This is a genomic window from Erythrobacter donghaensis (genome assembly GCF_001557325.1).
In the GTDB taxonomy this organism is placed as follows: Bacteria; Pseudomonadota; Alphaproteobacteria; order Sphingomonadales; family Sphingomonadaceae; genus Erythrobacter; species Erythrobacter donghaensis_B.
The window spans coordinates 14,130-36,128 of the sequence record NZ_LSJS01000219.1; the positions used below are offsets into that span (position 1 = coordinate 14,130).

The following is a 21,999-nucleotide window of genomic DNA, read 5'->3' on the forward strand; positions in this document are numbered from 1 at the left end:
CATGATCAACCGGGCGATTTTCGGCGCGTGCACCATCGGTGCGGCGGTTCTGGCGGCGGGCGCTGCGGCGCAGGATGCGGGCGAAACGCCAGCTTCCGCCCAATCCGCCCCGCAAACCGCTCAGGGCGATGTCGCGATCACCATCTACAATTCCAACCTCGCGCTGGTGCAGGACGTGCGCCAGCTCCCCATCGCGCAAGGGCGCAGCCGGGTCGAGTTTCCCGACGTCTCGGCCCAGATCCGCCCCCAGACGCTGAGCTTCGCCGCAGCGAACACCACGATCATCGAGCAGAATTTCGACTACGATCTGCTCACCCCCTCCAAGCTGATGGAAAAGGCGATCGGCCAGACCGTCACGCTGCTGCGCACCAACCCCGCGACCGGCGCCGAAACGCGCGAGCGCGCCAAGGTGCTCTCGGTCGCGGGCGGGACGGTGATCCAGATCGGCGACCGGATCGAGGTGCTGCGCGACGATGGCCTGCCGGTGCGCGTGATCTTCGACCGCGTGCCCCCGGGCCTGCGCGCGCGGCCGACGCTCTCGGTCAATCTCGATTCGACCCGCGCCGGTACGCGTCCCGTGCAGCTGCGCTACCTGACGGGCGGGCTCGGCTGGAACGCCGACTATGTCGCGCTCTACAACGAGGCCGCGGGCACGATCGACATGCAGGGCTGGGTGACGCTCACCAACAACACCGGCACCACCTTCCACAATGCCGACACCGTGCTGGTCGCGGGCGATCCGAACGGCGGCGGGAGCGGCGGGCGTTATCGCGATCGCGGCCTGGTGCGCGCCGGCACCGAGGCGGCCGCGCGCGAGCGGCTGGGCGATTTCTACCTCTACCCGATCAGCGGGCGCACCACGATCGCCAATGCCCAGACCAAGCAGGTGAGCTTCCTCGACGTGCAGGCGGTTCCGGCCAAGAAGATCTACTCGCGCGACATCTACTTCCGCCAGAACGACGAGCAGCCCGTCAATGTCGAAAGCCGCATCGCCTTCTCGACCTCGAAGGCACAGGGCCTCGGCGATGCGCTGCCCGCGGGCACGGTGCGCTTCTACCAGCGCGACCGCGAGGGCACCCCGCAATTCATCGGCGAGAAGAGCATCGGCCACACCCCGATGGGCAGCGACCTCTCGCTGGTGACCGGCGAGGCGTTCGACATCACCGTCAAGGCCGAAGTCGAAAGCCGCGAGACCATCACCGCCGCCGAATGGGAAAAGAGCGCCCGCTGGCGGGTGGTCAGGGACGGGCAGGTGGTCGAGGAAGGCACGCTCGAGCGGCCCAAGACCTTTTACCGCACCGTGATGCGCTACACCCTCACCAACGCCAAGCGCGAGCCCATCGAAGTACAGCTGACCCAGTCCGGGCTCGGCAACAACTGGTGGTCGGACGATTTCCGCGTCACCGCCGAGGATCTCCCGGGCGTGCAATTGAACGCCGACCGGCGGCGCTACACCGTCCCCGTCCCTGCCGAGGGCGAGCGGGTGATCCGCGTGACCTACGAAACCCGCTACTGAGGCGCGGGCATGGCGCGCGCTGTTCCAAGTCTCCCCTCCCCACGGGGAGGGGCCGGGGGTGGGGGCTCCACGCCCGCGACAACCGCCGTACACCCACCCCGAACCCCTCCCTTGAGGGAGGGGAGTTTCAGGGCAGTTCTTGCCGCGACCATGTTCGCCGTTCTCGCCGCCCCCCTTGCCGCGCGCGAGGTGGTCGACGCCTCGCCCCCGGTCGACCTCGCGGTGACCATCTACCGCGATCCCGATCGCGACCCCGAAGAGGAGATCGACCGCGAATACCCGAGCGGCCTCGCGATGATCTCCGAGACCCGCCGCGTGACGCTGCCCGCGGGCGAGTCGACGATCCGCTTCGAGGGCGTGGCCGAGGGCATGATCGGCGTCTCGGCGATCGTCACGGGCCTGCCCGGCGGCACGATCGAGAAGAACCGCAACGCGCAGCTGCTCTCGCCCGCTGCGCTGGTCGACGGCACGCTCGGCAATAGGGTGACGATCACGCGGATGAACCCCGCGACCGGCCAGCAGGTCAGCGAAAGCGCCGTGGTGCGCACCCGCGCCGACGGGGGCCTCGTGCTCCAGACCGGGCAGGGCTTCGAGGCGGTGCAGTGTTCGGGCCTCCCCGAAACGCTGACCTACGACCGCATCCCGGCAGGACTCTCGGCCCAGCCGGTGTTCTCGGTCGATACGCGCTCGGCCGAGGGGGGCACCTATGACGTGACCCTCACCTACCTCGCCTGGGGCTTCGACTGGCAGGCCGACTATGTCGGGCGCATGAGCGAAAAGCCCTCGGGCGACCGGTTCGAGATGGGGCTGCTGAGCTGGCTGACGCTGGTCAACGATAATGGCCAGAGCTTCGCCAATGCCAAGCTGCAGATCATCGCCGGCGAGCTCAATGTCGAGAGCGATTACGAGGAGCTCGCCGATCCGCCGGTGGCCGAGGGGCTCTATCTGACGTGCTGGCCGATCGGCAGCACCTCCGCCGGCCCCTTGCCGCCGCCGCCGCCTCCGCCGCCGGCCCCGCCGCCGCCACCGATGGCGGCGATGGAGGCCGGGGCGATCGTGGTGACGGGTTCGCGGCTGCGCGCGGACCTGCAGGACGTGCCGCTCGCCGTGACGGTCATCACCGCCGAGGAGGAGGACCTCGGCGACCTCAAGCTGTTCCGCGTGCCGGGGCGCGTCGACGTGGCGGCCAAGGGGCTGAAGCAGGTCGCCTTCCTCAACAAGGATGCGGTCAAGGCGCGCCTGCTCTATCAGGTCGGCTGCAACCCCGACGGCTGGATCGGGGCGGGCGGCGATCCCGAACCGGCCAGCGTGCTGCTGGTGACGAAGAACGAGGAGAAGCAGGGCCTCGGCATCGCACTGCCGCAGGGGCCCTTGACGCTCTACGAGCCGACCGCGGGTGGGGAGCGGCTGGGGGCGACCACGAGCTTGCGCGATTATGCGCGCGGGCAGGATATCGAGCTCGACCTGCCCGAAAGCCGCCAGGTTTTCGCCCGCTGCGCCGCAGTGAGCCGGACGGGCAGGGCGGAGGGCCGCAAGTGGACCGCGATGCGCAGCGTGCTGACCAACGCCAACCCGCATCCGGTCAGCGTGCGGCTGCAACTGGGCTGGGCAGGGGGCTACGACATCCGCTTCCCCGGCATGAAGCCGGTTCTCAAGAACGGCTATCAGACGGTCGAGGTGACGCTTCCGGCCAACAGCGAGAAGACCTTCGACTGGCGCCTGCGCGACAAGGTTAGCGAGTAGGGCGAGCGAGTAGGGAAGGGGCCCCGCGCGGCCTCGAAAAATTTTCCCGTTCCCTACTTGTTCCATGAGAACAAATGCGATACATGGGCTCCCAAGGGCGGCGGAAAACTCCGCAAGGCCCCTAGGCAAGCGAAGGAGCGCGTGCGATGGCTACCCAATTGAAATTGGTGGAAGAGGACAAGAAGGCCGTGGACCGTCAAAAGGCTCTGGAAGCAGCGCTTGCACAGATCGACCGTGCTTTCGGCAAGGGTTCGGCGATGAAGCTGGGCTCGAAGGAGACGATGCAGGTCGAAGCGATCTCGACCGGGTCGCTCGGGCTCGACATCGCGCTCGGCATCGGCGGGTTGCCGCGCGGCCGCGTGATCGAAGTCTATGGCCCGGAAAGCTCGGGCAAGACCACGCTGGCGCTGCATGTCATTGCCGAAGCCCAGAAAGCGGGGGGCACCGCGGCCTTCGTCGATGCCGAACACGCGCTCGATCCGGTCTATGCCAGAAAGCTCGGCGTCGACATCGACGAGCTGATCGTCTCGCAGCCCGACACCGGCGAACAGGCGCTCGAGATCACCGACACGCTGGTGCGCTCGAACGCGATCGACGTGCTGGTGGTCGATTCGGTCGCGGCGCTGGTGCCGCGCGCGGAAATCGAGGGCGAGATGGGCGACAGCCACGTCGGCCTTCAGGCGCGCCTCATGTCGCAGTCGCTGCGCAAGCTCACCGGCTCGATCAGCCGCTCGCGCTGCATGGTTATCTTCATCAACCAGCTGCGCATGAAGATCGGGGTGATGTACGGCAACCCGGAAACCACCACCGGCGGCAATGCGCTCAAGTTCTACGCTTCGGTCCGGCTCGACATCCGCCGCACCGGCCAGATCAAGGAGCGTGACGAGATCACCGGCAACACCACGCGGGTGAAGGTGGTCAAGAACAAGGTCGCGCCGCCCTTCAAGCAGGTCGAATTCGACATCATGTACGGCGAGGGCATCTCCAAGATCGGCGAGATCCTCGATCTGGGCGTGAAGGCGGGCCTGGTGGAGAAGTCGGGGAGCTGGTTCTCCTATGACAGCATCCGCATCGGTCAGGGGCGCGAGAACGCCAAGACCTACCTCAAGGACAATCCTGAAGTTTGCGACCGGCTCGAAGCTGCGATCCGCAGCCGCACCGATCAGGTCGCCGGGGAAATGATGACGGGCCCGGACGCGGACTCGGAGGACTGACCCCAAGCGGGCGCCTGCTGGCGCCGGAGTGTCCCGCTCCGGCCCGGCTGTCCCCAATCGGTGCCCGGACAAGCGGAACGCCGGTGTGTGCTCTCCCCAGGCACGCACCGGCCTTTCGCGTTTGTGGAGAATGGCTTTCGCCGCCCGTTTCCGCTGCCCTCCGCTTGCCATGTTATGGCCCGGTAGTAGCCATGCAATGGCCTTCTTTTGGCGAGAGTGTTGCTCTCCCGTGTCGCCCGAAAAGTCTCTCGATCCGCCGTGTTTCGCGCTCCATTGCGTTCGGCTCGCGCATTGCCTAACTGCACCAGCATGACGTCGACCAACGAAATCCGCCGCTCTTTCCTCGACTATTTCGGTAGGAACGGCCACGCCGCGACCCCGAGCGCGCCGCTTGTGCCCTACAACGATCCCACGCTGATGTTCGTCAATGCCGGGATGGTGCCGTTCAAGAACGTCTTCACCGGGCTCGAGACTCCGCCGTCTCCGCGCGCGGCATCCTCGCAGAAATGCGTGCGCGCCGGCGGCAAGCACAATGACCTCGACAATGTCGGCTATACCGCGCGCCACCATACCTTCTTCGAAATGCTGGGGAATTTCTCCTTCGGCGACTATTTCAAGGAGCAGGCGATCACACACGCCTGGACGCTCCTGACCAAGGAATGGGGCCTGCCCAAGGACAGGCTCACCGTCACGGTCTACCACACGGACGACGAAGCCTTCGACCTGTGGAAGAAGATCGCAGGCCTCCCCGAGGACCGCATCATCCGCATTCCGACCTCGGACAATTTCTGGTCGATGGGCGACACCGGCCCCTGCGGCCCGTGCTCGGAAATCTTCTACGACCACGGCGACCACATCTTCGGCGGCCCCCCCGGCTCCCCCGATGAGGACGGCGACCGCTTCGTCGAGATCTGGAACCTCGTCTTCATGCAATACGAGCAGCAGGCGGGTGGCGCGCGGATCGACCTGCCCAAGCCCTCGATCGACACCGGCATGGGGATCGAGCGTGTCGCGGCCGTGCTTCAGGGTGTCCACGACAACTACGACACCGACACCTTCAAGGCGCTGATCGCGGCCTCCGAAGCGCTCACCGGTGTCGCCGCCGCGGGCGACCATGCCGCTTCGCACCGCGTCATCGCCGATCACCTGCGCTCGACCAGTTTCCTCATGGCCGATGGCGTGCTCCCCTCGAACGAGGGCCGCGGCTACGTTCTGCGCCGCATCATGCGCCGCGCCATGCGCCATGCGCACCTGCTCGGCGCGAGCGAACCGCTGATGCACCGCCTCGTCCCCGCGCTGGTCACCGAGATGGGACAGGCCTATCCCGAACTCGTTCGCGGCCAGGCGCTGATTTCCGAAGTGCTCGAGCGCGAGGAGACCCAGTTCCGCCGCACGCTCGACAAGGGCTTGAAGCTGCTCGACGAGGCCACCGTTGACCTCGCGACCGGCGGCGAGCTCGACGGCGAAGTCGCCTTCCGCCTCTACGACACCTACGGCTTTCCCTATGATCTCACCGAGGACGCCCTGCGCGCCCGCGGCATCGGGGTCGACCGCGAGGGCTTCGATGCCGCGATGGCCCGCCAGAAGGCCGCCGCGCGCGCCGCGTGGAAGGGTTCAGGCGAAGCGGCCTCGGGCGAGGTGTGGTTCGACATCGCCGAACGCGAGGGCGCGACCGAGTTCACCGGCTATGCCTCGACCAGCGGCGAGGGCAAGGTGGTCGGAATCGTCAAGGGCGGCACCGAAGTCGCCAGCGCCGCGGCGGGGGACGAGGTGGTGATTCTCACCAACCAGACGCCCTTTTATGGCGAGAGCGGCGGCCAGACGGGGGACGCGGGCACCATCGCCAGCCCCGGCGGCCTGCGCGCTCATGTGACCGACACCTCGAAGCCTCTGGGCCGCCTCCACGCGCATCAGGTGCGGATCGAGGAGGGCATGGTCAGCGTCGGCGACACGGTCGAATTGAAGGTCGATGCCGAGCGACGCGACCGGATCCGCGCGAACCATTCGGCAACGCACCTCGTCCACGCCGCGCTGCGCGGCCGCCTGGGCGGGCACGTGACGCAGAAGGGTTCGCTCGTCGCCGAGGATCGCCTCAGGTTCGACTTCTCGCATCCGACCGCGCTCACCCCCGAGGACATCGCCGCGATCGAGGCCGAGGTGAACGCGGAGATCCGCGCCAACGAGCAGGTCTCGACCCGCCTCATGACCCCCGACGACGCGGTCGCTGCAGGCGCACTCGCGCTGTTCGGCGAGAAATACGGCGACGAGGTCCGCGTGCTCGCGATGGGCCGGGCCGGCAAGGAAGGGCGCAACTATTCGGTCGAGCTGTGCGGCGGCACCCATGTGCGCGCGACCGGCGACATCGGCATCTTCCGGATCGTCTCGGAGAGCGCTGTCTCTTCGGGCGTGCGCCGGATCGAGGCGATGACCGGCGAGGGCGCGCGCCAGTGGCTGGTCGCACGCGAGGAAGCGCTGAAGTCGGCCGCGAGCGTGATCCGCGCCACCCCCGAGGAAGTGCCTGCGCGCCTCGCCGCGCTGCTTGACGAGCGCAAGCGGCTCGAGAAGGAGCTGGCCGAGGCGAAGAAGGCGCTGGCGCTCGGTGTGGGCGGAAGCGGCAGCGCGGCCTCAGCCGACGAGACCGTCGCGGGCGTCACCTTCAGCGGGCAGGTGCTTGACGGGCTCGATCCTAAGGAGCTGCGCCCGCTGCTCGATGCGGCCAAGCAGCGCATGGGCAGCGGCGTGGCGGCGGTGATCGCGGTCAATGACGGCAAGGCGAGCATCGCTGCGGCTGTCACCGATGACCTTACGGCGCGCTTCAGCGCGGTCGATCTGGTGCGCGCAGGGGTAGAGGCATTGGGCGGCAAAGGCGGCGGCGGGCGGCCCGACATGGCCCAGGGCGGCGGGCCGGACGGCAGCAAGGCGGCAGAAGCGCTGGCGGCGGTCAGGGCGGTGATCGCGGGGTGACGCGCCCCGCGCGCCTCGGCCTTGCGCTTTCCGCAGCGGCCCTGATGGCGGGCGGCGCGGCGACGCAAGCGAGGAGCGGCGAGCGCCCCTTTCCCCAGGGCCTCTATGGCAATGTCGAGATGTCGGGCGAGACCGGCGACCTCGGCGGGTTCGAGGTGCGCTTCTTCACCGCCCCCGAAACCGGCAAGCCGATGGCCGAATTCACCTTGTGCGAAGGCTGGTGCAACACCGCCTACACCGCCGAAGTCGCCCGTACCGAGGACGGCTTCACCTTCTCGCATGTCGAGACGCTCGAGGCTTACGACGATAGCGGCACGCTGACCGCGGAGGATCGCGTCGTTCAATACCACGTCACGCCGGCGGGGAAGGGGTGGAAGGTCCGCCTGCACTACGACGGTGAGGATGTCACCGCCGGAGAGGCATGGCGGATCAAGCCGCTCGAGGCGCCTTTCAGTCTGGCGGTGGCGCGCGGGGAGGAGAGTGGCCATGAAGAACGGTGACCATTGTGTCGTGATCGCCGGCACCCACAAGGGCAAAGCGGGGACGGTCGAGGACCGCCACGTCAGCAAGGGCGGCAATGTCACGATCACCGTCCGGCAAGCCGACGGCACCCGGTTCAAGACCCTGGAGCGCAGCGTCACGCCCGCCGCGGGAGGCGAAGGCTAGGAGATTACCTCTCGCGCGAACTGCCGCGGGTCGCCGGTTCCGAGCCGCGCGCAAGGTCGGTATCGGAGCGGCGGTTGCCTTCGAGCTGCTTGTCCTTGATGGTGCCGTGCTTCTCGTCGGTCAGCGTCTCGGGCTTGCGGTCGGCGGGGTTGTCGGGCTTGGCGGGTTTGGACATCGGACAATCTCCTTGCCCATCGAACTACCGCCTTAGTCCCGCGATTGTTTCCCCGCCCGTGGCGCTGGTGCGCAGCTTCGGCTTTTCGCTGAGCCCCCCGTCGCGTTCGAGCTGTTCGCGGAACTCGTCGCGCTTGGCGTGGATCGAGGCGATCACCGGGCCCATCGCGACGCCGATGTCGACCAGCACCGCCTCGGACAGTTGCAGCGAGGCTTCCAGCGTCTCGGGCACGGCGTGGCTCGCACCGGCGCGGTACATGGCGGCCGCGTGATCGGGGTCGCGCGCACGGGCGACGATCAGCAGATCGGGATAGGTCTGGCGCAGTTTGGCGACGAGGCGCTGGGCGAGCACCGGCTCGTCCATCGTCAGCACCACCGCGGGCGCGCTCTCGACCCCGAGCCGCGCGAGCGTGTCGCCGCGCGCGGCATCGCCGAAGGTCGCGCGGTAGCCGTCGCGCTTGGCGGCGTCGATCAGGTCGGGGTTGCTGTCGATCATCACATAGGGCTTGGCGTGGGTGCGCATCATGTCGGCGACCAGACGTCCGACGCGGCCCCCGCCTACGATGATGGTGCGCGCGCTGTCGGTATCGTCCTCGGGCGGGATCGGCGGGGCGCTGTCGACGCCGCGCGCGATCACCGCGCCGAGCTTGGCGAGCAGCGGCGTGATGGTGAGGCCGATCGCGGTGACCGTCTGCCAGAAGCGCGCGGTCTCGGCGTCGAGCACGGCGGCGCTGGTTGCTGCAGTCAGCACGATCAGCGTGGTCTCGGACGGCGAGGCCATGAGGAGGCCGGTCTCCGCCGCGGTCGAACGCCGCGCGCCCATCAGGCGCAGCAGCACCCCGGTCACCAGCGCCTTGAACACCACCACCCCCGTCACCGCCAGCGCAAGCGCGCCGATCTGGCCCGCGATCTCGACGAGGTTGATGCTCATGCCGACGGTGATCAGGAACACGCCGAGCGCCAGGCCCTTGAAGGGCTCCATGATTTGCTCGACCTCGGTGTGGTATTCGGTCTCGGCGATCAGCAGTCCGGCGATCAGCGCGCCGACGATCGGCGACAGGCCGACCAGCGCGGTGGCGAGACTCGCGCCGATGACGACCAGCAGCGAGGCGGAGAGGAACAGCTCGGGGCTCTTGGTGCGCGCGGCCTGCGCGAACAGGCGCGGCAGGACATAGCGGCCCGCCACCAGCAGCACGGCGATCACGAGGCCGCCCTGCCACAGGGTCTCGGCCATGCCCGCCCAGCCCGCCTCGGCGGCATTGGGGGCGAGCGCGCCGAGGACGAAGATGATCGGCACGATCATGATGTCCTCGAACAGGAGCATCGAAAGCGCCGCGCGCCCGACCGGGGAGCGGGTGCCCGAGATCGGCAGGACGATCGCGGTCGAGGAAAAGGCGAGCGCGAAGCCCAGCGCCAGCGCGGCGGTGACGTTCATGGCTCCCGTCAGCCCGAGGAACAGCGCCAGCGCGCTGCCGCTGACCAGCACCTCGAGCGCGCCGAGCCCGAACACCAGCTTGCGCATCGCCCACAGGCGGTTGAACGAAAGCTCGAGCCCGATCGCGAACAGCAGCAGCACGATGCCGAACTCGGCGAAGGGCGCAAGGCCGTCGGGGTTGCTGATCGTGACGTGGTAGAGCCACGGGACGCGCTCGACCAGCGAGCCGAGGCCATAGGGGCCGACCAGCACCCCGATCAGGATGAAGCCGATGATCGGGGTGATGCGGAAGCGGGCGAAGACCGGGATGACGATGCCGGCGGCGCCGAGAATCACCAGCGCGTCCGAAAGGACGGGGGAGAGGGTCAGTTCGCCAGCCATGCCGGAGGCTTAACGGGGCGGGGCGGGGCTGTCACCCTTGGCGTCGCGCGCGGGTTCAATCCTGCGAAAACAGTGCCTCGACCGAGCCGCCATTGGCAGCCAGCGCGGCTTCAACCCGCTTGCGGCCGCGGAAATAGAGCAGCGCCGGGTGCCTTTCACCGCGCGCTTCCAGCCGGGCGACGTCATCGGCGGTCAATGCGCTTTCCTGCGCGATGTGGTCGCAATAGCCTTCAACCTTCCAGCGCGGCTGCCCGAACAGCGCGATCGCGCCGAAGTGATGCAGCAGCACGCCATGGGTGATCTCGTGGGCGAGAACGGAGGAAAGCTGGCGCGAGCCGCCGACGCGGCGATTGCTGGTGATGCGGTCGGCCGCAAGATCGGCCCGGTTGACGACGAGGTTCTGCCCGGCGAACCGCGTCAGTGCGAAAGTCCCGCGATGGATGTTCGCCAGCCACAACCATCGCCAGCTGCCGTCGGTCAGGAAGATGCGGCGCGGTTCATGCTCGCGGGCGATCGGGCTGGCGGACACCAGCATCTCGGCCCGCGCCATGACCCGATCGAGTGCGGCCTGATCGATCGGGGTCTCCGACCACACCTGACTGTCCCCGGCCTCGGCGTAGTGGGGAAAGGCCAGCAGTTGCGGCGCCACCAGGGGTGAGGCCAGCAGCAGGATGGGCGCGCCGATGATCAGACCGGCGCGCCCTCCCATCAATCCCCGGATCAGGCCCAGGAAGCCATTTCCTGCTCGAGGTTCTGGACGATCGTCTCGAAGAACTGCTCGGTGGTCTGCCAAGCCTGCCCCGGGCCGATCAGCAGCGCGAGGTCCTTGGTCATGTAGCCCTTCTCGACCGTCTTGACGCAGACCCGCTCGAGCGTTTCGGCGAACTTCACCACCTCGGGCGTGCCGTCGAACTTGCCGCGGTACATGAGGCCGCGGGTCCAGGCGAAGATCGAGGCGATCGGGTTGGTCGAGGTCGCCTTGCCCTGCTGATGCTGGCGATAGTGGCGGGTGACGGTGCCGTGCGCGGCTTCGGCCTCGACGGTCTTGCCGTCGGGCGAGAGCAGCACCGAAGTCATCAGGCCCAGCGAGCCGAACCCTTGCGCCACGGTATCCGACTGCACGTCGCCGTCGTAGTTCTTGCACGCCCAGACGAACTTGCCCGACCACTTGAGCGCCGAGGCGACCATGTCGTCGATCAGGCGGTGTTCGTAGACCATGCCCTTTTCCTTGAACTTCTCGGCGAAGCCCTCGGTGTCGAACACCTCCTGGAACAGGTCCTTGAAGCGCCCGTCATAGGCCTTCATGATCGTGTTCTTGGTGGAAAGGTACACCGGCCAGCCGAGGTTCAAGCCGTAGTTGAAGCTGGCGCGGGCGAAGTCGCGGATCGAATCGTCGAGGTTGTACATCGCCATCGCGACGCCGGCGCTGGGGAAGTCGAACACGTCGAGGTCGATCTTCTCGCCGTTCTCGCCGTCCCACACCAGCCGCAGCTTGCCGGGGCCGGGGATCAGGGTGTCGGTCGCCTTGTACTGGTCGCCGAAGGCGTGGCGGCCGACCACGATAGGGTCGGTCCAGCCCGGCACGAGGCGCGGCACGTTGTCGATCACGATCGGCTCACGGAACACCACGCCGCCAAGGATGTTGCGGATCGTGCCGTTGGGGCTCTTCCACATCTTCTTGAGGCCGAATTCCTCGACGCGCTGTTCATCGGGGGTGATGGTCGCGCACTTCACGCCGACGCCGTACTGCTTGATCGCGTTGGCACTATCGACGGTGACCTGGTCGTCGGTCGCGTCGCGGTTCTCGATCGAGAGGTCGTAATACTTCAGATCGATGTCGAGGTAGGGCAGGATCAGCCTCTCGCGGATCCACTGCCAGATGATGCGGGTCATCTCGTCGCCATCGAGCTCGACGACCGGGTTGGCGACTTTGATCTTGTTCATGCGTGTTGCCCTATCCTTCTTGCCCCGTCTGATGCGCGGCTAGGTGTGATCGACAGGAAGTGTGCGGGCCCGTCCGAGGCCCATAGATCCCGCGGCGGCTTTAGCAGAGGTGCGGGGGCTTGCAAGCATGGGCGGCGCGAATGGGACGCGGGTCCGCTTGCAGGGGCGAGCAGACACAAAAAAGCCCGCCGACGGGGGCGGGCCTCGATGCTGTCAGCCGATGGTGGGCGTAGCAAGGATTGAACTTGCGACCCCTACGATGTCAACATAGTGCTCTACCACTGAGCTATACGCCCGCACCATCGGTTTTGCGCCTCCCGGGGGAGGGCGGAGCGGCCCTTTATCGCAGCCCTTTGGAAGGTGCAAGCGATTCGCGCCGGAGAAAACCTACATCCGCGCCGCGTCCGCTTCCTCGAACACACGTTCCACCTCGAGCACCAGATCGCGCAGGTGGAAGGGCTTCGAGAGCACCTTGGCGGCAGGCTGCTCGCGGCTTGCGCGCAAGGACACCGCGGCAAAGCCGGTGATGAACATCACCTTGGTGCGCGGCGAGATCTCGGCGCAGCGCTGGGCGAGCTCGATCCCGTCCATTTCGGGCATGACGATGCCCGAGAGCAGCAGGTCGAAATCGCCGGTCGCCAGCAGCGGCACGGCATCGGTGCCGCGATCGACCGCGCTCACCTCGTAGCCGGCATTGGTCAGCGCCCGTTCGAGATAGGCGCGCATCGCGGCCTCGTCTTCGGCGAGCAGGATCCGGGGGGGGCGTGTCGCTGTCATGCGCGCTGTGTTAGCAGAACCGGCTTAAGAAATCTTTGTCCGTCTTGCGGTTGACCTGCGCGTCAATGCGGAGGCCTCGCGCGGATTGCTGCGAGGGCGGGCCGATCAGGCTTTGACAGGCCTGCGCAAACCCGTCAGCAAGGGGATCAATGTCCCTCCACGAGCGCTCCTCCCGGCCCGGTCCAGCGGTCCAGCGCACTGCCACGAGCGGCGGCACGGTGCCGGGGCTCACGGCCGCGCCGGCTTTCACGCTGACCGTGCCCCCGCGCCTGCGGCTGCCGGTGCTGGTGGCGGTGCCCCACGCGGGCAGGGCCTATCCGCCGGCGGTGACCGCGCGGATGCGCGATGCGGAGCTGGCGCAATTGCGGCTCGAGGATCGCCATGCCGACCGGCTCGGGGTGGCCATCGCGCGCGAGACCGGGGCGGCGCTGCTTCTTGCCCATGCGCCGCGCGCGCTGCTCGATCTGAACCGGGCCGAGGACGATATCGACTGGGACATGATCGAGGGCGGCCGACCTGCCGACATGCCGCCTCCCGAGCCCGGCCAGCGCAGCAATGCGCGGGCGAGGAGCGGGCTCGGGCTGGTCCCGCGGCGGCTTCCCGGATCGGGCGAGATCTGGCGCGGGCGGCTTGCGCCTGCGGAGCTCGCGGCCCGGATCGACGGTATCCACCGCGCCTATCACGCCGCGCTCGAGGGGGCGCTGGCGCGGATCTGCGCCGATTGGGGCGCGGCGCTGCTGGTCGACCTGCACTCGATGCCGCCGCTGCGCGCGGGCGAGGGCGAGCAGCGCGCGCCGGTGGTGGTGCTGGGCGACCGCTTCGGCGCCTCGTGCCACAATGCCCTCGTCGCGCGCGGGCTCGGCCACCTGGAGGCGCGCGGCGTTCCTGTCGCGCTCAACCGGCCCTATTCGGGCGGCTACGTGCTCGATCGCCACGGGGCCCCGCGCGAGGGCGTGCATGCGGTGCAGATCGAGGTCTGCCGCGGCACCTATCTCGACCGGCACCTCGCCGAGCCCGGCGCGGGGCTTCCGGCGGTGGCGGCGATGCTCGCCGATCTCGTGCGCGAGCTGGGCGCAGAGGCGGCGCTGCTGGGCGGGGCCGAGGGACTGCCGCAGGCGGCGGAATAGGGCGCAAGACGCGAAACGGGCGAGCGAACCGAAGTCCGCCCGCCCGCGCTTGGCTCGTGAACCGGGCGGGTCGCCCGGCCCATCTCCGATAAATCAGTTAAGCGCCGGTGCGGGCGTGCCGTCGGCGGGCATCGGCACCTTGCCCTGCGCGAGCTGCCGCTCGAACAGGACGCGCATCAGGTTCAGCGAGAACAGGTGGGCGTAGATCAGCATCAGCATGCCGTTCTTGGCGAGTTCCTCGAGCTTTGCGGCCGGAAGCTCGCGCAGCTTGTTCTCGTCGACCATCCGGAAGCCGCGATAGACGAAGGGCTTGTCGGGCATGTCGTTGCGGGTGATCGCGATCTCGCCGTCCATCAGGACGTCGAGCTTGGCGAGCTCGTCCATGAACAGCTTGGTGCGCTGCCCGGCTTCCTCGAAGCGGCGGCAGAACTCGAGCACGTTCTGGGTGTATTCGGTCGGCTGGCCGGCGTCATCGAACATGGCGATGCCCTCGTCAGCCTTGCTGAGCATGCCGGCCGAGGGGTCGAAGCACAGCGACATGTCGTCGCTGCCGGGCTGGAGCTTGGCGAGGATGAAGGGATAGCGGCGCGCATAGGCGGGCAGGTACACCGGATCGGTGATCTTCATGTCGTCACCCACGAAGGTGTTGACGCCCTCGTTGAGGCCGAACAGCGCGATCGGCAGCGGGCTTTCACCGGCGGTGAAGACGATCGGGAAGTTGCGCTGCGCGTCGACGAATTCGTCCGAGGTCAGCGGGATCGCGTGGGTCTTGGCGAGGTAGCTGGCGTCCTGGAGCGAACCGGCGCGCCAGCCCGTGTGGTCGCGGGTGTTGAGCGGCATCAGGTCGTTGTAGAACAGCGGAAGTTGCGGTTGCGGCGCGCTGGCCATGACGAAGTCTCCGAGAAACGGTAGTGGATGATCCCCTCAGCGGAAAAAGAAGTCGTCCCCCGCCGAAAGCGCCGCCCTTAGGGCCTTGCGGTGTCGCGCGCAAGCGGGGCCGGTCAGGCGGGGCGGGGTTGGCGCAGGAGTTTCCCCGGATTGAGCAGTCCGGCCGGATCGAGCGCTGCTTTGACGCGCGCCATCACCGCCAGCGCGACCGGATCGTGGAGCCGGGCGAGCTCGTCGACCTTCATCTGGCCGATGCCGTGTTCGGCGCTGATCGAGCCGCCCCAGGCCGTCACCAGGTCATGCACCCGCGCGCTCACCGCCTTGCCGTCCGCCTCTTCCCACACGCCCCGGACGGCCCCTGCCGGCGCGAGGACGTGGAAGTGGACATTGCCGTCACCCAGGTGCCCGAAGGCGACCGCGCGGGTGCCGGGGAAGGCGGCCTCGACCTCGGGCACGGCGGCGAGGATGAATTCGGGCATGGCCTCGACCGGCACCGAGATGTCGTGCTGCATTGCCGGGCCGAGCGCCCGCTCTGCTGCCGAGATGCCGTCGCGCAAGGCCCAGAAGGCTTCGGCCTGGCTGTCGCTGGCCGCGATCACCGCGTCGGCGATCAGCCCCTCTTCCAGCGCGGCGGCGAGTGCAGCCTCGAGCGCCTCGCGCAAGGCGGTGCTGTCCTGCGCGGGCGAGACGCACTCGATCAGCGCATTCCACGCATGGCGCTCGCCCAGCGGCGCGCGGGCGGCGTGTTCGTGGGCGAGGACGCTCTCGAGGCAATGGGCGGGCACCACCTCGAAGCCCTCGAGCGCATCGCCGAGGCCGCGTTCGACCTGCCGCAGCAGAGTCCGGGCCTCGACGATCCCGCCGAGCCCGACCCAGGCGGTGGCGCGGCCGGAAGCGGCGGGCAGCAGCCGCAGCGTCGCGGCGGTGACGATGCCGAGCGTGCCTTCCGAGCCGATCAGCAATTGCTTCAGGTCGAAGCCGCGGTTGTCCTTCTTGAGCGGGGTCATGAGATCGAGCACCTCGCCCGTGGCGAGCACCGCCTCCAGCCCCAGCACCTGCGCGCGCATCGTCCCGTGGCGCAGCACCTGCGTGCCGCCCGCGTTGGTGGAGACGAGGCCGCCGATGGTCGCCGAACCCTTGCCGCCGAGCGTCAGCGGGAAGCGCAGGCCCGCAGCCTCGGCCGCCTCGTGCAGGGTCTGGAGGATCACGCCCGCCTCGCACACCGCCTGCCTGCTCTCTGCCGAAAGGCGGCGGATGGCGTTCATGCGCCGCAGCGACAGGACGATCGCGCTGCCGGTGCCGTCGGGCGTTGCGCCGCCCGCCATGCCGCTGTTGCCGCCCTGCGGCACGATCGGCACGCCGTGGGCGGCGCACAGCTTCACCAGCGCGGCGGCCTCCTGCGTGGAGGCGGGCGAGGCCAGCGCCAGCGCGCGGCCGGTGTAGCGGCCGCGCCAGTCGGTCAGCCAGGCGTCGATCCGCTCGGGATCAGTGGTGAAGCCCCGCTCGCCCAGCAGCGCGCGCGCCTCGGCCAAGAAGGCCTCGGCAGGCGGGGAGGAGCGGGGCGGGGGAGCGAGGTGATTCATTGTGGCCTCCATGCCACAGTGGTCGAGGAAATTGCCAATCCTTTCGCTGCCCCCTCGCCTGCCAGTTAAGCCATGGTTCAAACGCTGATGCTAGGTCATGCCCCGGGCCGCCGCCACGGCGCCCGGCCAGCCGATCGATCCGCACCGCGCAAGGAGAGAGCCTTCCTCGCCCATGCACAGCCTGTTCGCCTTCGCAGCGCCGTTCGCGTTGATGCTGCCGCTGGTGGCCGAGGCGGTGGACGTGGCCGATCCGCCTGCATCCGCCGCTGATCCTTCCGCGCTGCAATCGCAGGCGCCGGTCGCGGCTGCTGACCCCGGGCGGGACGAGATCAACCCGCTGCTCGCGCTGCGCCGGGCGTCCTCGGCAAGTCAGGTCCGGATCGAGCAGCGCGTCGTCATCCGCATCGCGCCCGCTCCTCTCGCCGCCCGCCAGAACCTTACCGCGGATCTGCCGCAGCGCGCGTCCCCCCCGCGTTTCGAGGAGCGCGGCAAGGAGAAATGCATCGGCCTTCAGGGTATCGCCGGGGTGCAGACCGGCAGCGGCAACCGCCTGGTGCTGTTCCTGCGCGATCGCAAGATGGTCTCGGTCGGCCTCGAAAAGGCGTGCCGGGCCCGAGACTTCTATGCCGGCTTCTATGTCGAGAAGCACAAGGACGGGCAGCTGTGCGTCAGCCGCGACAAGCTGCAATCGCGCACCGGCGCACGCTGCGAGATCGAGACGATGCGCCAGCTGGTCCCAGTGCGCAGCTGACCCGAGCGCGCAAGCGGGGCGCGTTTCCTTGACTTTTGCCCGCGTTTGCGGGAAAGGCGCGGCAGCCTGACGCCGCCGGGGGGTTTCGCGTCTGCGCCAGCAATCCCGGCAGCGCCCCTGCCCGCCAATCTCGGACACCACAGACCGCATGACCTTCGCCGATCTCGGCCTTTCGCCTGAATTGCTCAAAGCCGTGGAGGACGCGGGCTACACCGTGCCGACCGCGATCCAGGCGCAGGCGATCCCGACCGTGCTGATGATGAAGGATCTCATCGGCATCGCCCAGACCGGCACGGGCAAGACTGCGAGCTTCGTGCTGCCGATGATCGACGTGATGGCCGCCGGCCGCCGCCGCGCGCTGATGCCGCGCTCGCTGATTCTCGAGCCGACCCGCGAACTCGCCGCCCAGGTCGCCGAGAACTTCGAGAAATACGGCAAGAACCACGATCTCAAGATGGCGCTGCTGATCGGCGGGGTGCAGATGGGCGACCAGCTGAAGGCGCTGTCCGACGGCGTCGACGTGCTGATCGCCACCCCGGGCCGCCTCATGGACCTGTTCGAGCGCGGCAAGATCATGCTCAACGGCTGCGAGCTGCTGGTGATCGACGAGGCCGACCGGATGCTCGACATGGGGTTCATCCCCGACATCGAGTTCATCTGCTCCAAGCTTCCCGATACCCGCCAGACCATGCTGTTCTCGGCCACCATGCCTCCGCCGATCGAGAAGCTGGCGAAGAAGTTCCTCAACAACCCCAAGCGGATCGAGGTGAGCCGCGCGGCCTCGACCAATGCCGACATCACCTCCTTCAAGGTGCCGGTGAAGTCGCGTTCGAAGCGCGAGACGCTGCGCTGGTTCCTCGAGAACGATCTGGTCGAGACCGCGATCATCTTCGCCAACCGCAAGACCACGGTGCGTGAGCTCAACCAGAGCCTCAATCGCCACGGCTTCCGTTCGAGCGAGATTCACGGCGACATGGACCAGTCCTCGCGCCTGAAGGAGCTCGACCGCTTCAAGAAGGGCGAGGTCAACATCCTCGTCGCCTCCGACGTCGCCGCGCGCGGCCTCGACATCAAGGGCGTCAGCCACGTCTTCAATTTCGACACCCCATGGCACCCGGACGATTACGTCCACCGGATCGGCCGCACGGGGCGCGCCGGGGCCAAGGGCCGGGCCTTCACTTTCGTCTCGGAAGAGGACGCGGAGGCGATCTCCAATGTCGAGAAGCTGACCGGCAGCGCGATCAAGGTGTTCGGCAAGGAGGACGTGCGCGTCGATCTGTCCGAGGTGCTCGCCAAGGCCGAGGCCGCCAAGGCTGCGCAAGTGGACGAGCCCGAGACACGCGAGGAGCGCAAGCCCCGCCGCGCGCGCGAGGATCGCCCCGAGCGCGAGGAGCGGCCCCGCAAGGAGCGCCGACCGCGCGAGGAAGCCCGCGAAGACCGCTCCGACCGCAAGCCGCGCCGTTATCACGAGGATGACGCGCCCGTGCCCGCCGGGGAATGGAACGGCCCGCGCCCGAGCTTCCTCGACGTCGGCTTCGGCTGACGCGCCGCAGCCCGGGCGTCCGGGCTTAACCATTTCTTGGGCGGTCGCGGCGTAATCCCGCGCCCGTGATCGACAGCATCCTTGAATCCCTGCGCACCGAAGTCGCGGATGTCGTGCCGCTTGCGGTGCTGTTCGGTGCGCTCGCCTATGTGACCAAACGCGGTGCACTGCTCGCGGCGCTCAAGCGCGCGCGGCCCGAGATCGTCACCAACCTCGTCCTGCTGCTGGTCAACGCGGTGGTCGTGGTGCCGCTGATCGCGGTGCCGATCCTGACCGGCCACGCGCTGCTGCCGCGCCCGGACGGGCTGGTGAGCTTCTGGGAGGGGCTGCCCGCGGCGATCCCGGTCATTACGGCGATCGTGCTGCTCGAATTCGCCGCCTACTGGCGCCACCGGCTCGAGCATGTCCGCGTGCTGTGGCCGGTCCACGCCACGCACCACGCCGACGAGGCGATGAACTGGCTCAGCGTGCGCCGCAAGCACCCGCTGGGCGAAGCCTTGAGCGCTGTTATCGACACCCTGCCGGTGGTTCTGCTCGGCCTGCCCTACTGGGCAATCGCAGTCGCCCTGCTCATTCGTGGCTGGTGGGGCTATTTCATCCATGCCGACGTGCCCTGGACACTCGGCATCTTCGGCAAGGTGCTGATCTCGCCTGCCGCGCACCGCCTCCACCACATCCGCGACGAGGCGCTGATGGGGAGCAATTACGGCAACATGCTGACGCTGTGGGACAAGGTGTTCGGCACCTATGTCGACCCGGCGCCTTACGTGAACTGCGAGACCGGCATCGCCGAGGGCACCCGCGACGCGCTGGGCGAGCTCGCCCGGCCGTTCGAGGCGCGCTACTGGCGCAAGGCGGAAGCACAGCAGCCGGCCGAGCAGCCTGCGGGCTGAGCTACCCCAGCCCCCTCAGCCGATTGGCGTCACGAACGAATCCAGTACCCGCTTCTCGCCCGCCTGCTCGAACAGGATGGTGAGCTTGTTGCCCTCCTGATCGATCACGCAGCCCGTGCCGAACTTGGCGTGGGTCACCATCGCGCCGATGGCGATGTCGGAGCGGGCGGGAGCGGCGAAACTCGCCGCCGAACGCGTGTTCTCGCGCACACGGGCGGGCGTCGTGTCGTAGCCGCTGGCGAGCGCGCGCTGCCAGCCGGGGCCGCGCTGCTGCGCCCTGTCCGGGCGGTCGCGCGCGACGTGGGCGAAAGGATCCTCCTGCTCGCTCCAGTTCGCCCGCCACAACGAGGCCCCGCCGGTGAGTGTCGTTTCGCTCTCGATATGCTCGGGCGGCAGTTCCCCGATGAAACGCGAGGGGATCGAGCTCGTCCACTGGCCGTAGATCCGGCGGTTGGCGGCGTGGAGGATGGTGCAATGCCGCCGCGCGCGGGTGATCGCGACATAGGCGAGGCGGCGCTCCTCCTCGAGGCTGGCCAGCCCCCCCTCGTCGATCGCGCGCTGCGAGGGGAAGACGCCTTCCTCCCAGCCGGGCAGGAACACGTTGTCGAATTCCAGCCCCTTGGCGGCGTGGATCGTCATGATCGTCACCGTCTCGCCCTCGTTCGCGCGGTCATTGTCCATGACGAGGCTGACGTGCTCGAGGAAATCGCCGAGGGTGAGGTAATCCTCCATCGCCCGCGCGAGTTCGGAGAGGTTTTCGGCGCGGCCCGCGCTTTCTGCCGAACGGTCGGCGGCGAGCATGGCGTTGTAGCCGCTCTCCTCCATCACCAGCCGGAGGAGGTCGGCAGGCGAGAGCGTCTCGGCCTGTTCGCGCCAGTGCAGGAACTGGCGCATCAGCCCGCCGATGGTGATCGCGGCGCGCTTGGGCAGCTCGTCGCTATCCGCCAGTTGCAGCGCGGCGGCTGCCAGCGGCAGGCCGGTGCGCCGGGCGTGGCTGTGCATCGCCTCCAGCGCCTTGGCGCCGAGCCCGCGCTTGGGGACGTTGTGGATGCGCTCGAAGGCAAGATCGTCCTGCGGCTGCGCGATCAGGCGCAGATAGGCCAGCGCATCACGGATCTCGGCGCGCTCGTAGAAGCGGAAACCGCCGATGATGCGGTAGGCGATGCCGATCTGGATGAAGCGATCCTCGAACTCGCGCGTCTGGTACTGCGCACGCACGAGGATCGCGACCTGATCGAGGCCGGCGCCCTCGCGCTCCAGACGCTCGATCGCTTCGCCCACCCGGCGCGCTTCCTCGGGCGCGTCCCACACGCCGATCACCTTGACCTTCTCGCCGCCGTTGACCTCGGTCCACAGGGTCTTGTCGTGGCGCTGGCTGTTCTCGCGGATCAGGCCCGAGGCCGCGCCGAGGATGTGCGGGGTGGAGCGGTAGTTCTGTTCGAGCCGGATCACTTCAGTGCCGGGGAAATCCTTCTCGAACCGGAGGATGTTCGCGACCTCCGCCCCGCGCCAGGAATAGATCGACTGGTCGTCGTCGCCCACCACGCAGATGTTCTTGTGCCCCTGCGCCAGCAGCCGCAGCCACAGGTACTGGACGGCGTTGGTGTCCTGATACTCGTCCACCATGATGTAGCGGAAGCGGCGCTGGTAGTCGGCGAGGATGTCGTGGTGCTGCCTCAGGATGTTCAGCATGTGCAGCATCAGGTCGCCGAAATCGCAGGCGTTCAGCGCCTTCAGCCGCTCCTGGTAACGCGCATAGAGCGTCGCGCCCTTGCCGTTGGCATAGGCTTCGTTCTCCACCGCGTCCAAATCGGCGGGGTTGAGGCCGCGGTTCTTCCAGCGGTCGATCAGCCCGGCCAATTGGCGTGCGGGCCAGCGCTTCTCGTCGAGATCGGCCTCGGTGATCAGCGCCTTGAGCACGCGCAGCTGATCGTCGGTGTCGATGATGGTGTAATTGTGCTGGAGGCCGACGAGCTCGGCATGGCGGCGCAGCATCTTGGCGCAGATCGAATGGAAGGTGCCGAGCCACGGCAAGCCTTCCGCCGCCGGGCCGAGATGGTGCGTCACGCGCTCGCGCATTTCGCGCGCGGCCTTGTTGGTGAAGGTGACGCACAGGATCTGCGAGGGATAGGCGCGCCCCGTCGCCACCAGATGCGCAAGCCGGGCGGTGAGCGCCGCGGTCTTTCCCGTCCCGGCGCCCGCGAGCATCAGCACCGGGCCTTCGGTCGCGAGCACGGCGGCGCGCTGCGGCGGGTTCAACCGCGCGGCATAGGCGGGCACCGACTCGGGAGAAGCGGCGGGGGAGGGCAGGGGCTGGCTCATCGTCTCATGCGAACAGGTAGGGAACAATTCATTGGGGAGCAAGCCGCGAGACGCGGCCGCGCACAAGCTTGCGGCGGG

General features: G+C 68.3%; 18 protein-coding genes and 1 tRNA gene. 10 read left to right on the forward strand and 9 right to left on the reverse strand.

Going from position 1 to position 21,999, the window contains the following annotated elements; all coding sequences use genetic code 11:
- Position 1: 1 nt before the first annotated feature.
- The 6 genes from AX692_RS13355 to AX692_RS13380 all read left to right on the forward strand — a co-directional run bounded on the left by AX692_RS13355 (position 2) and on the right by AX692_RS13380 (position 8,103).
- Positions 2 to 1,516, forward strand: a complete 1,515-nt coding sequence (locus tag AX692_RS13355; RefSeq protein ID WP_073976152.1) for a DUF4139 domain-containing protein — start codon at positions 2 to 4, stop codon at positions 1,514 to 1,516.
- A gap of 150 nt (positions 1,517 to 1,666) precedes the next feature.
- Positions 1,667 to 3,259 (forward strand): DUF4139 domain-containing protein, encoded by a 1,593-nt coding sequence (locus AX692_RS13360; RefSeq protein WP_073975096.1) that lies wholly within the window; start codon positions 1,667 to 1,669, stop codon positions 3,257 to 3,259.
- A gap of 146 nt (positions 3,260 to 3,405) precedes the next feature.
- The gene (gene recA / locus AX692_RS13365) at positions 3,406 to 4,473 is read left to right on the forward strand and encodes a recombinase RecA (RefSeq protein WP_073975097.1); all 1,068 of its coding nucleotides are present in this window, start codon (positions 3,406 to 3,408) and stop codon (positions 4,471 to 4,473) included.
- 309 nt (positions 4,474 to 4,782) lie between these two features.
- Entirely contained in the window at positions 4,783 to 7,437 is a 2,655-nt protein-coding gene (alaS, locus tag AX692_RS13370) for an alanine--tRNA ligase (RefSeq protein WP_073975098.1), read from the forward strand.
- Entirely contained in the window at positions 7,434 to 7,937 is a 504-nt protein-coding gene (locus AX692_RS13375; RefSeq protein WP_073975099.1) for a hypothetical protein, read from the forward strand. Before alaS ends, AX692_RS13375 begins: the two co-directional genes overlap by 4 nt.
- Positions 7,924 to 8,103, forward strand: a complete 180-nt coding sequence (locus AX692_RS13380; protein WP_073975100.1) for a KOW motif-containing protein — start codon at positions 7,924 to 7,926, stop codon at positions 8,101 to 8,103. The genes AX692_RS13375 and AX692_RS13380 overlap by 14 nt, the downstream gene beginning before the upstream one ends.
- A 4-nt stretch (positions 8,104 to 8,107) precedes the next feature.
- On the opposite strand, the gene AX692_RS19745 is transcribed toward AX692_RS13380, so the two are convergent.
- From AX692_RS19745 to cpdR, 6 genes are all read right to left on the reverse strand, one after another.
- Entirely contained in the window at positions 8,108 to 8,278 is a 171-nt protein-coding gene (locus AX692_RS19745; protein ID WP_155644803.1) for a hypothetical protein, read from the reverse strand.
- A 24-nt stretch (positions 8,279 to 8,302) separates the two neighbouring features.
- Complete coding sequence (locus tag AX692_RS13385; protein WP_073975101.1) at positions 8,303 to 10,093, reverse strand: cation:proton antiporter; 1,791 nt, start codon at positions 10,091 to 10,093, stop codon at positions 8,303 to 8,305.
- Positions 10,094 to 10,148: 55 nt separating this feature from the next.
- A complete protein-coding gene (locus tag AX692_RS13390; RefSeq protein WP_155644804.1) occupies positions 10,149 to 10,886 on the reverse strand; it encodes a hypothetical protein in 738 nt (245 codons plus the stop codon).
- The gene (locus AX692_RS13395; protein WP_073974965.1) at positions 10,814 to 12,037 is read right to left on the reverse strand and encodes an NADP-dependent isocitrate dehydrogenase; all 1,224 of its coding nucleotides are present in this window, start codon (positions 12,035 to 12,037) and stop codon (positions 10,814 to 10,816) included. Before AX692_RS13395 ends, AX692_RS13390 begins: the two co-directional genes overlap by 73 nt.
- A gap of 221 nt (positions 12,038 to 12,258) precedes the next feature.
- A tRNA-Val gene (locus tag AX692_RS13400) sits at positions 12,259 to 12,333 on the reverse strand.
- A gap of 91 nt (positions 12,334 to 12,424) precedes the next feature.
- Positions 12,425 to 12,814: a cell cycle two-component system response regulator CpdR gene (cpdR, locus tag AX692_RS13405; RefSeq protein ID WP_073974966.1), complete on the reverse strand. Its 390-nt coding sequence runs from the start codon at positions 12,812 to 12,814 to the stop codon at positions 12,425 to 12,427.
- 149 nt (positions 12,815 to 12,963) lie between these two features.
- On the opposite strand from cpdR, the gene AX692_RS13410 reads away from it, so the two are divergent.
- Complete coding sequence (locus AX692_RS13410) at positions 12,964 to 13,941, forward strand: N-formylglutamate amidohydrolase (RefSeq protein WP_230959597.1); 978 nt, start codon at positions 12,964 to 12,966, stop codon at positions 13,939 to 13,941.
- Between the two features lie 93 nt (positions 13,942 to 14,034).
- On the opposite strand, the gene AX692_RS13415 is transcribed toward AX692_RS13410, so the two are convergent.
- Complete coding sequence (locus tag AX692_RS13415; RefSeq protein WP_073974967.1) at positions 14,035 to 14,829, reverse strand: SapC family protein; 795 nt, start codon at positions 14,827 to 14,829, stop codon at positions 14,035 to 14,037.
- A 113-nt stretch (positions 14,830 to 14,942) separates the two neighbouring features.
- Positions 14,943 to 16,412, reverse strand: coding sequence for an FAD-binding oxidoreductase (locus AX692_RS13420; RefSeq protein WP_073974968.1), 1,470 nt, complete (start codon positions 16,410 to 16,412; stop codon positions 14,943 to 14,945).
- Positions 16,413 to 16,584: 172 nt separating this feature from the next.
- Here AX692_RS13420 and AX692_RS13425 point away from each other — a divergent pair, with 172 nt between their 5' ends.
- The 3 genes from AX692_RS13425 (at position 16,585) to AX692_RS13435 (ending at position 19,599) form a co-directional block, all read left to right on the forward strand.
- Complete coding sequence (locus AX692_RS13425) at positions 16,585 to 17,163, forward strand: hypothetical protein (RefSeq protein WP_073974969.1); 579 nt, start codon at positions 16,585 to 16,587, stop codon at positions 17,161 to 17,163.
- 148 nt (positions 17,164 to 17,311) lie between these two features.
- The gene (locus tag AX692_RS13430) at positions 17,312 to 18,706 is read left to right on the forward strand and encodes a DEAD/DEAH box helicase (RefSeq protein ID WP_073974970.1); all 1,395 of its coding nucleotides are present in this window, start codon (positions 17,312 to 17,314) and stop codon (positions 18,704 to 18,706) included.
- 65 nt (positions 18,707 to 18,771) lie between these two features.
- The gene (locus AX692_RS13435; protein ID WP_073974971.1) at positions 18,772 to 19,599 is read left to right on the forward strand and encodes a sterol desaturase family protein; all 828 of its coding nucleotides are present in this window, start codon (positions 18,772 to 18,774) and stop codon (positions 19,597 to 19,599) included.
- 15 nt (positions 19,600 to 19,614) lie between these two features.
- Here the strand turns inward: AX692_RS13435 and AX692_RS13440 are convergent, their stop codons facing one another.
- Entirely contained in the window at positions 19,615 to 21,921 is a 2,307-nt protein-coding gene (locus AX692_RS13440) for an ATP-dependent helicase (RefSeq protein ID WP_073974972.1), read from the reverse strand.
- Positions 21,922 to 21,999 lie beyond the last annotated feature (78 nt).

Bases quoted from the DNA above. Each gene is read 5' to 3' on its own strand.
- AX692_RS13355 (WP_073976152.1), top strand. From the start codon at position 2: ATGATCAACCGGGCGATTTTCGGCGCGTGCACCATCGGTGCGGCGGTT.
- AX692_RS13360 (WP_073975096.1), top strand. From the start codon at position 1,667: ATGTTCGCCGTTCTCGCCGCCCCCCTTGCCGCGCGCGAGGTGGTCGAC.
- recA (WP_073975097.1), top strand. From the start codon at position 3,406: ATGGCTACCCAATTGAAATTGGTGGAAGAGGACAAGAAGGCCGTGGAC.
- alaS (WP_073975098.1), top strand. From the start codon at position 4,783: ATGACGTCGACCAACGAAATCCGCCGCTCTTTCCTCGACTATTTCGGT.
- AX692_RS13380 (WP_073975100.1), top strand. From the start codon at position 7,924: ATGAAGAACGGTGACCATTGTGTCGTGATCGCCGGCACCCACAAGGGC.
- AX692_RS19745 (WP_155644803.1), bottom strand. From the start codon at position 8,278: ATGTCCAAACCCGCCAAGCCCGACAACCCCGCCGACCGCAAGCCCGAG.
- AX692_RS13385 (WP_073975101.1), bottom strand. From the start codon at position 10,093: ATGGCTGGCGAACTGACCCTCTCCCCCGTCCTTTCGGACGCGCTGGTG.
- AX692_RS13395 (WP_073974965.1), bottom strand. From the start codon at position 12,037: ATGAACAAGATCAAAGTCGCCAACCCGGTCGTCGAGCTCGATGGCGAC.
- cpdR (WP_073974966.1), bottom strand. From the start codon at position 12,814: ATGACAGCGACACGCCCCCCCCGGATCCTGCTCGCCGAAGACGAGGCC.
- AX692_RS13410 (WP_230959597.1), top strand. From the start codon at position 12,964: ATGTCCCTCCACGAGCGCTCCTCCCGGCCCGGTCCAGCGGTCCAGCGC.
- AX692_RS13415 (WP_073974967.1), bottom strand. From the start codon at position 14,829: ATGGCCAGCGCGCCGCAACCGCAACTTCCGCTGTTCTACAACGACCTG.
- AX692_RS13420 (WP_073974968.1), bottom strand. From the start codon at position 16,412: ATGAATCACCTCGCTCCCCCGCCCCGCTCCTCCCCGCCTGCCGAGGCC.
- AX692_RS13425 (WP_073974969.1), top strand. From the start codon at position 16,585: ATGCACAGCCTGTTCGCCTTCGCAGCGCCGTTCGCGTTGATGCTGCCG.
- AX692_RS13430 (WP_073974970.1), top strand. From the start codon at position 17,312: ATGACCTTCGCCGATCTCGGCCTTTCGCCTGAATTGCTCAAAGCCGTG.
- AX692_RS13440 (WP_073974972.1), bottom strand. From the start codon at position 21,921: ATGAGCCAGCCCCTGCCCTCCCCCGCCGCTTCTCCCGAGTCGGTGCCC.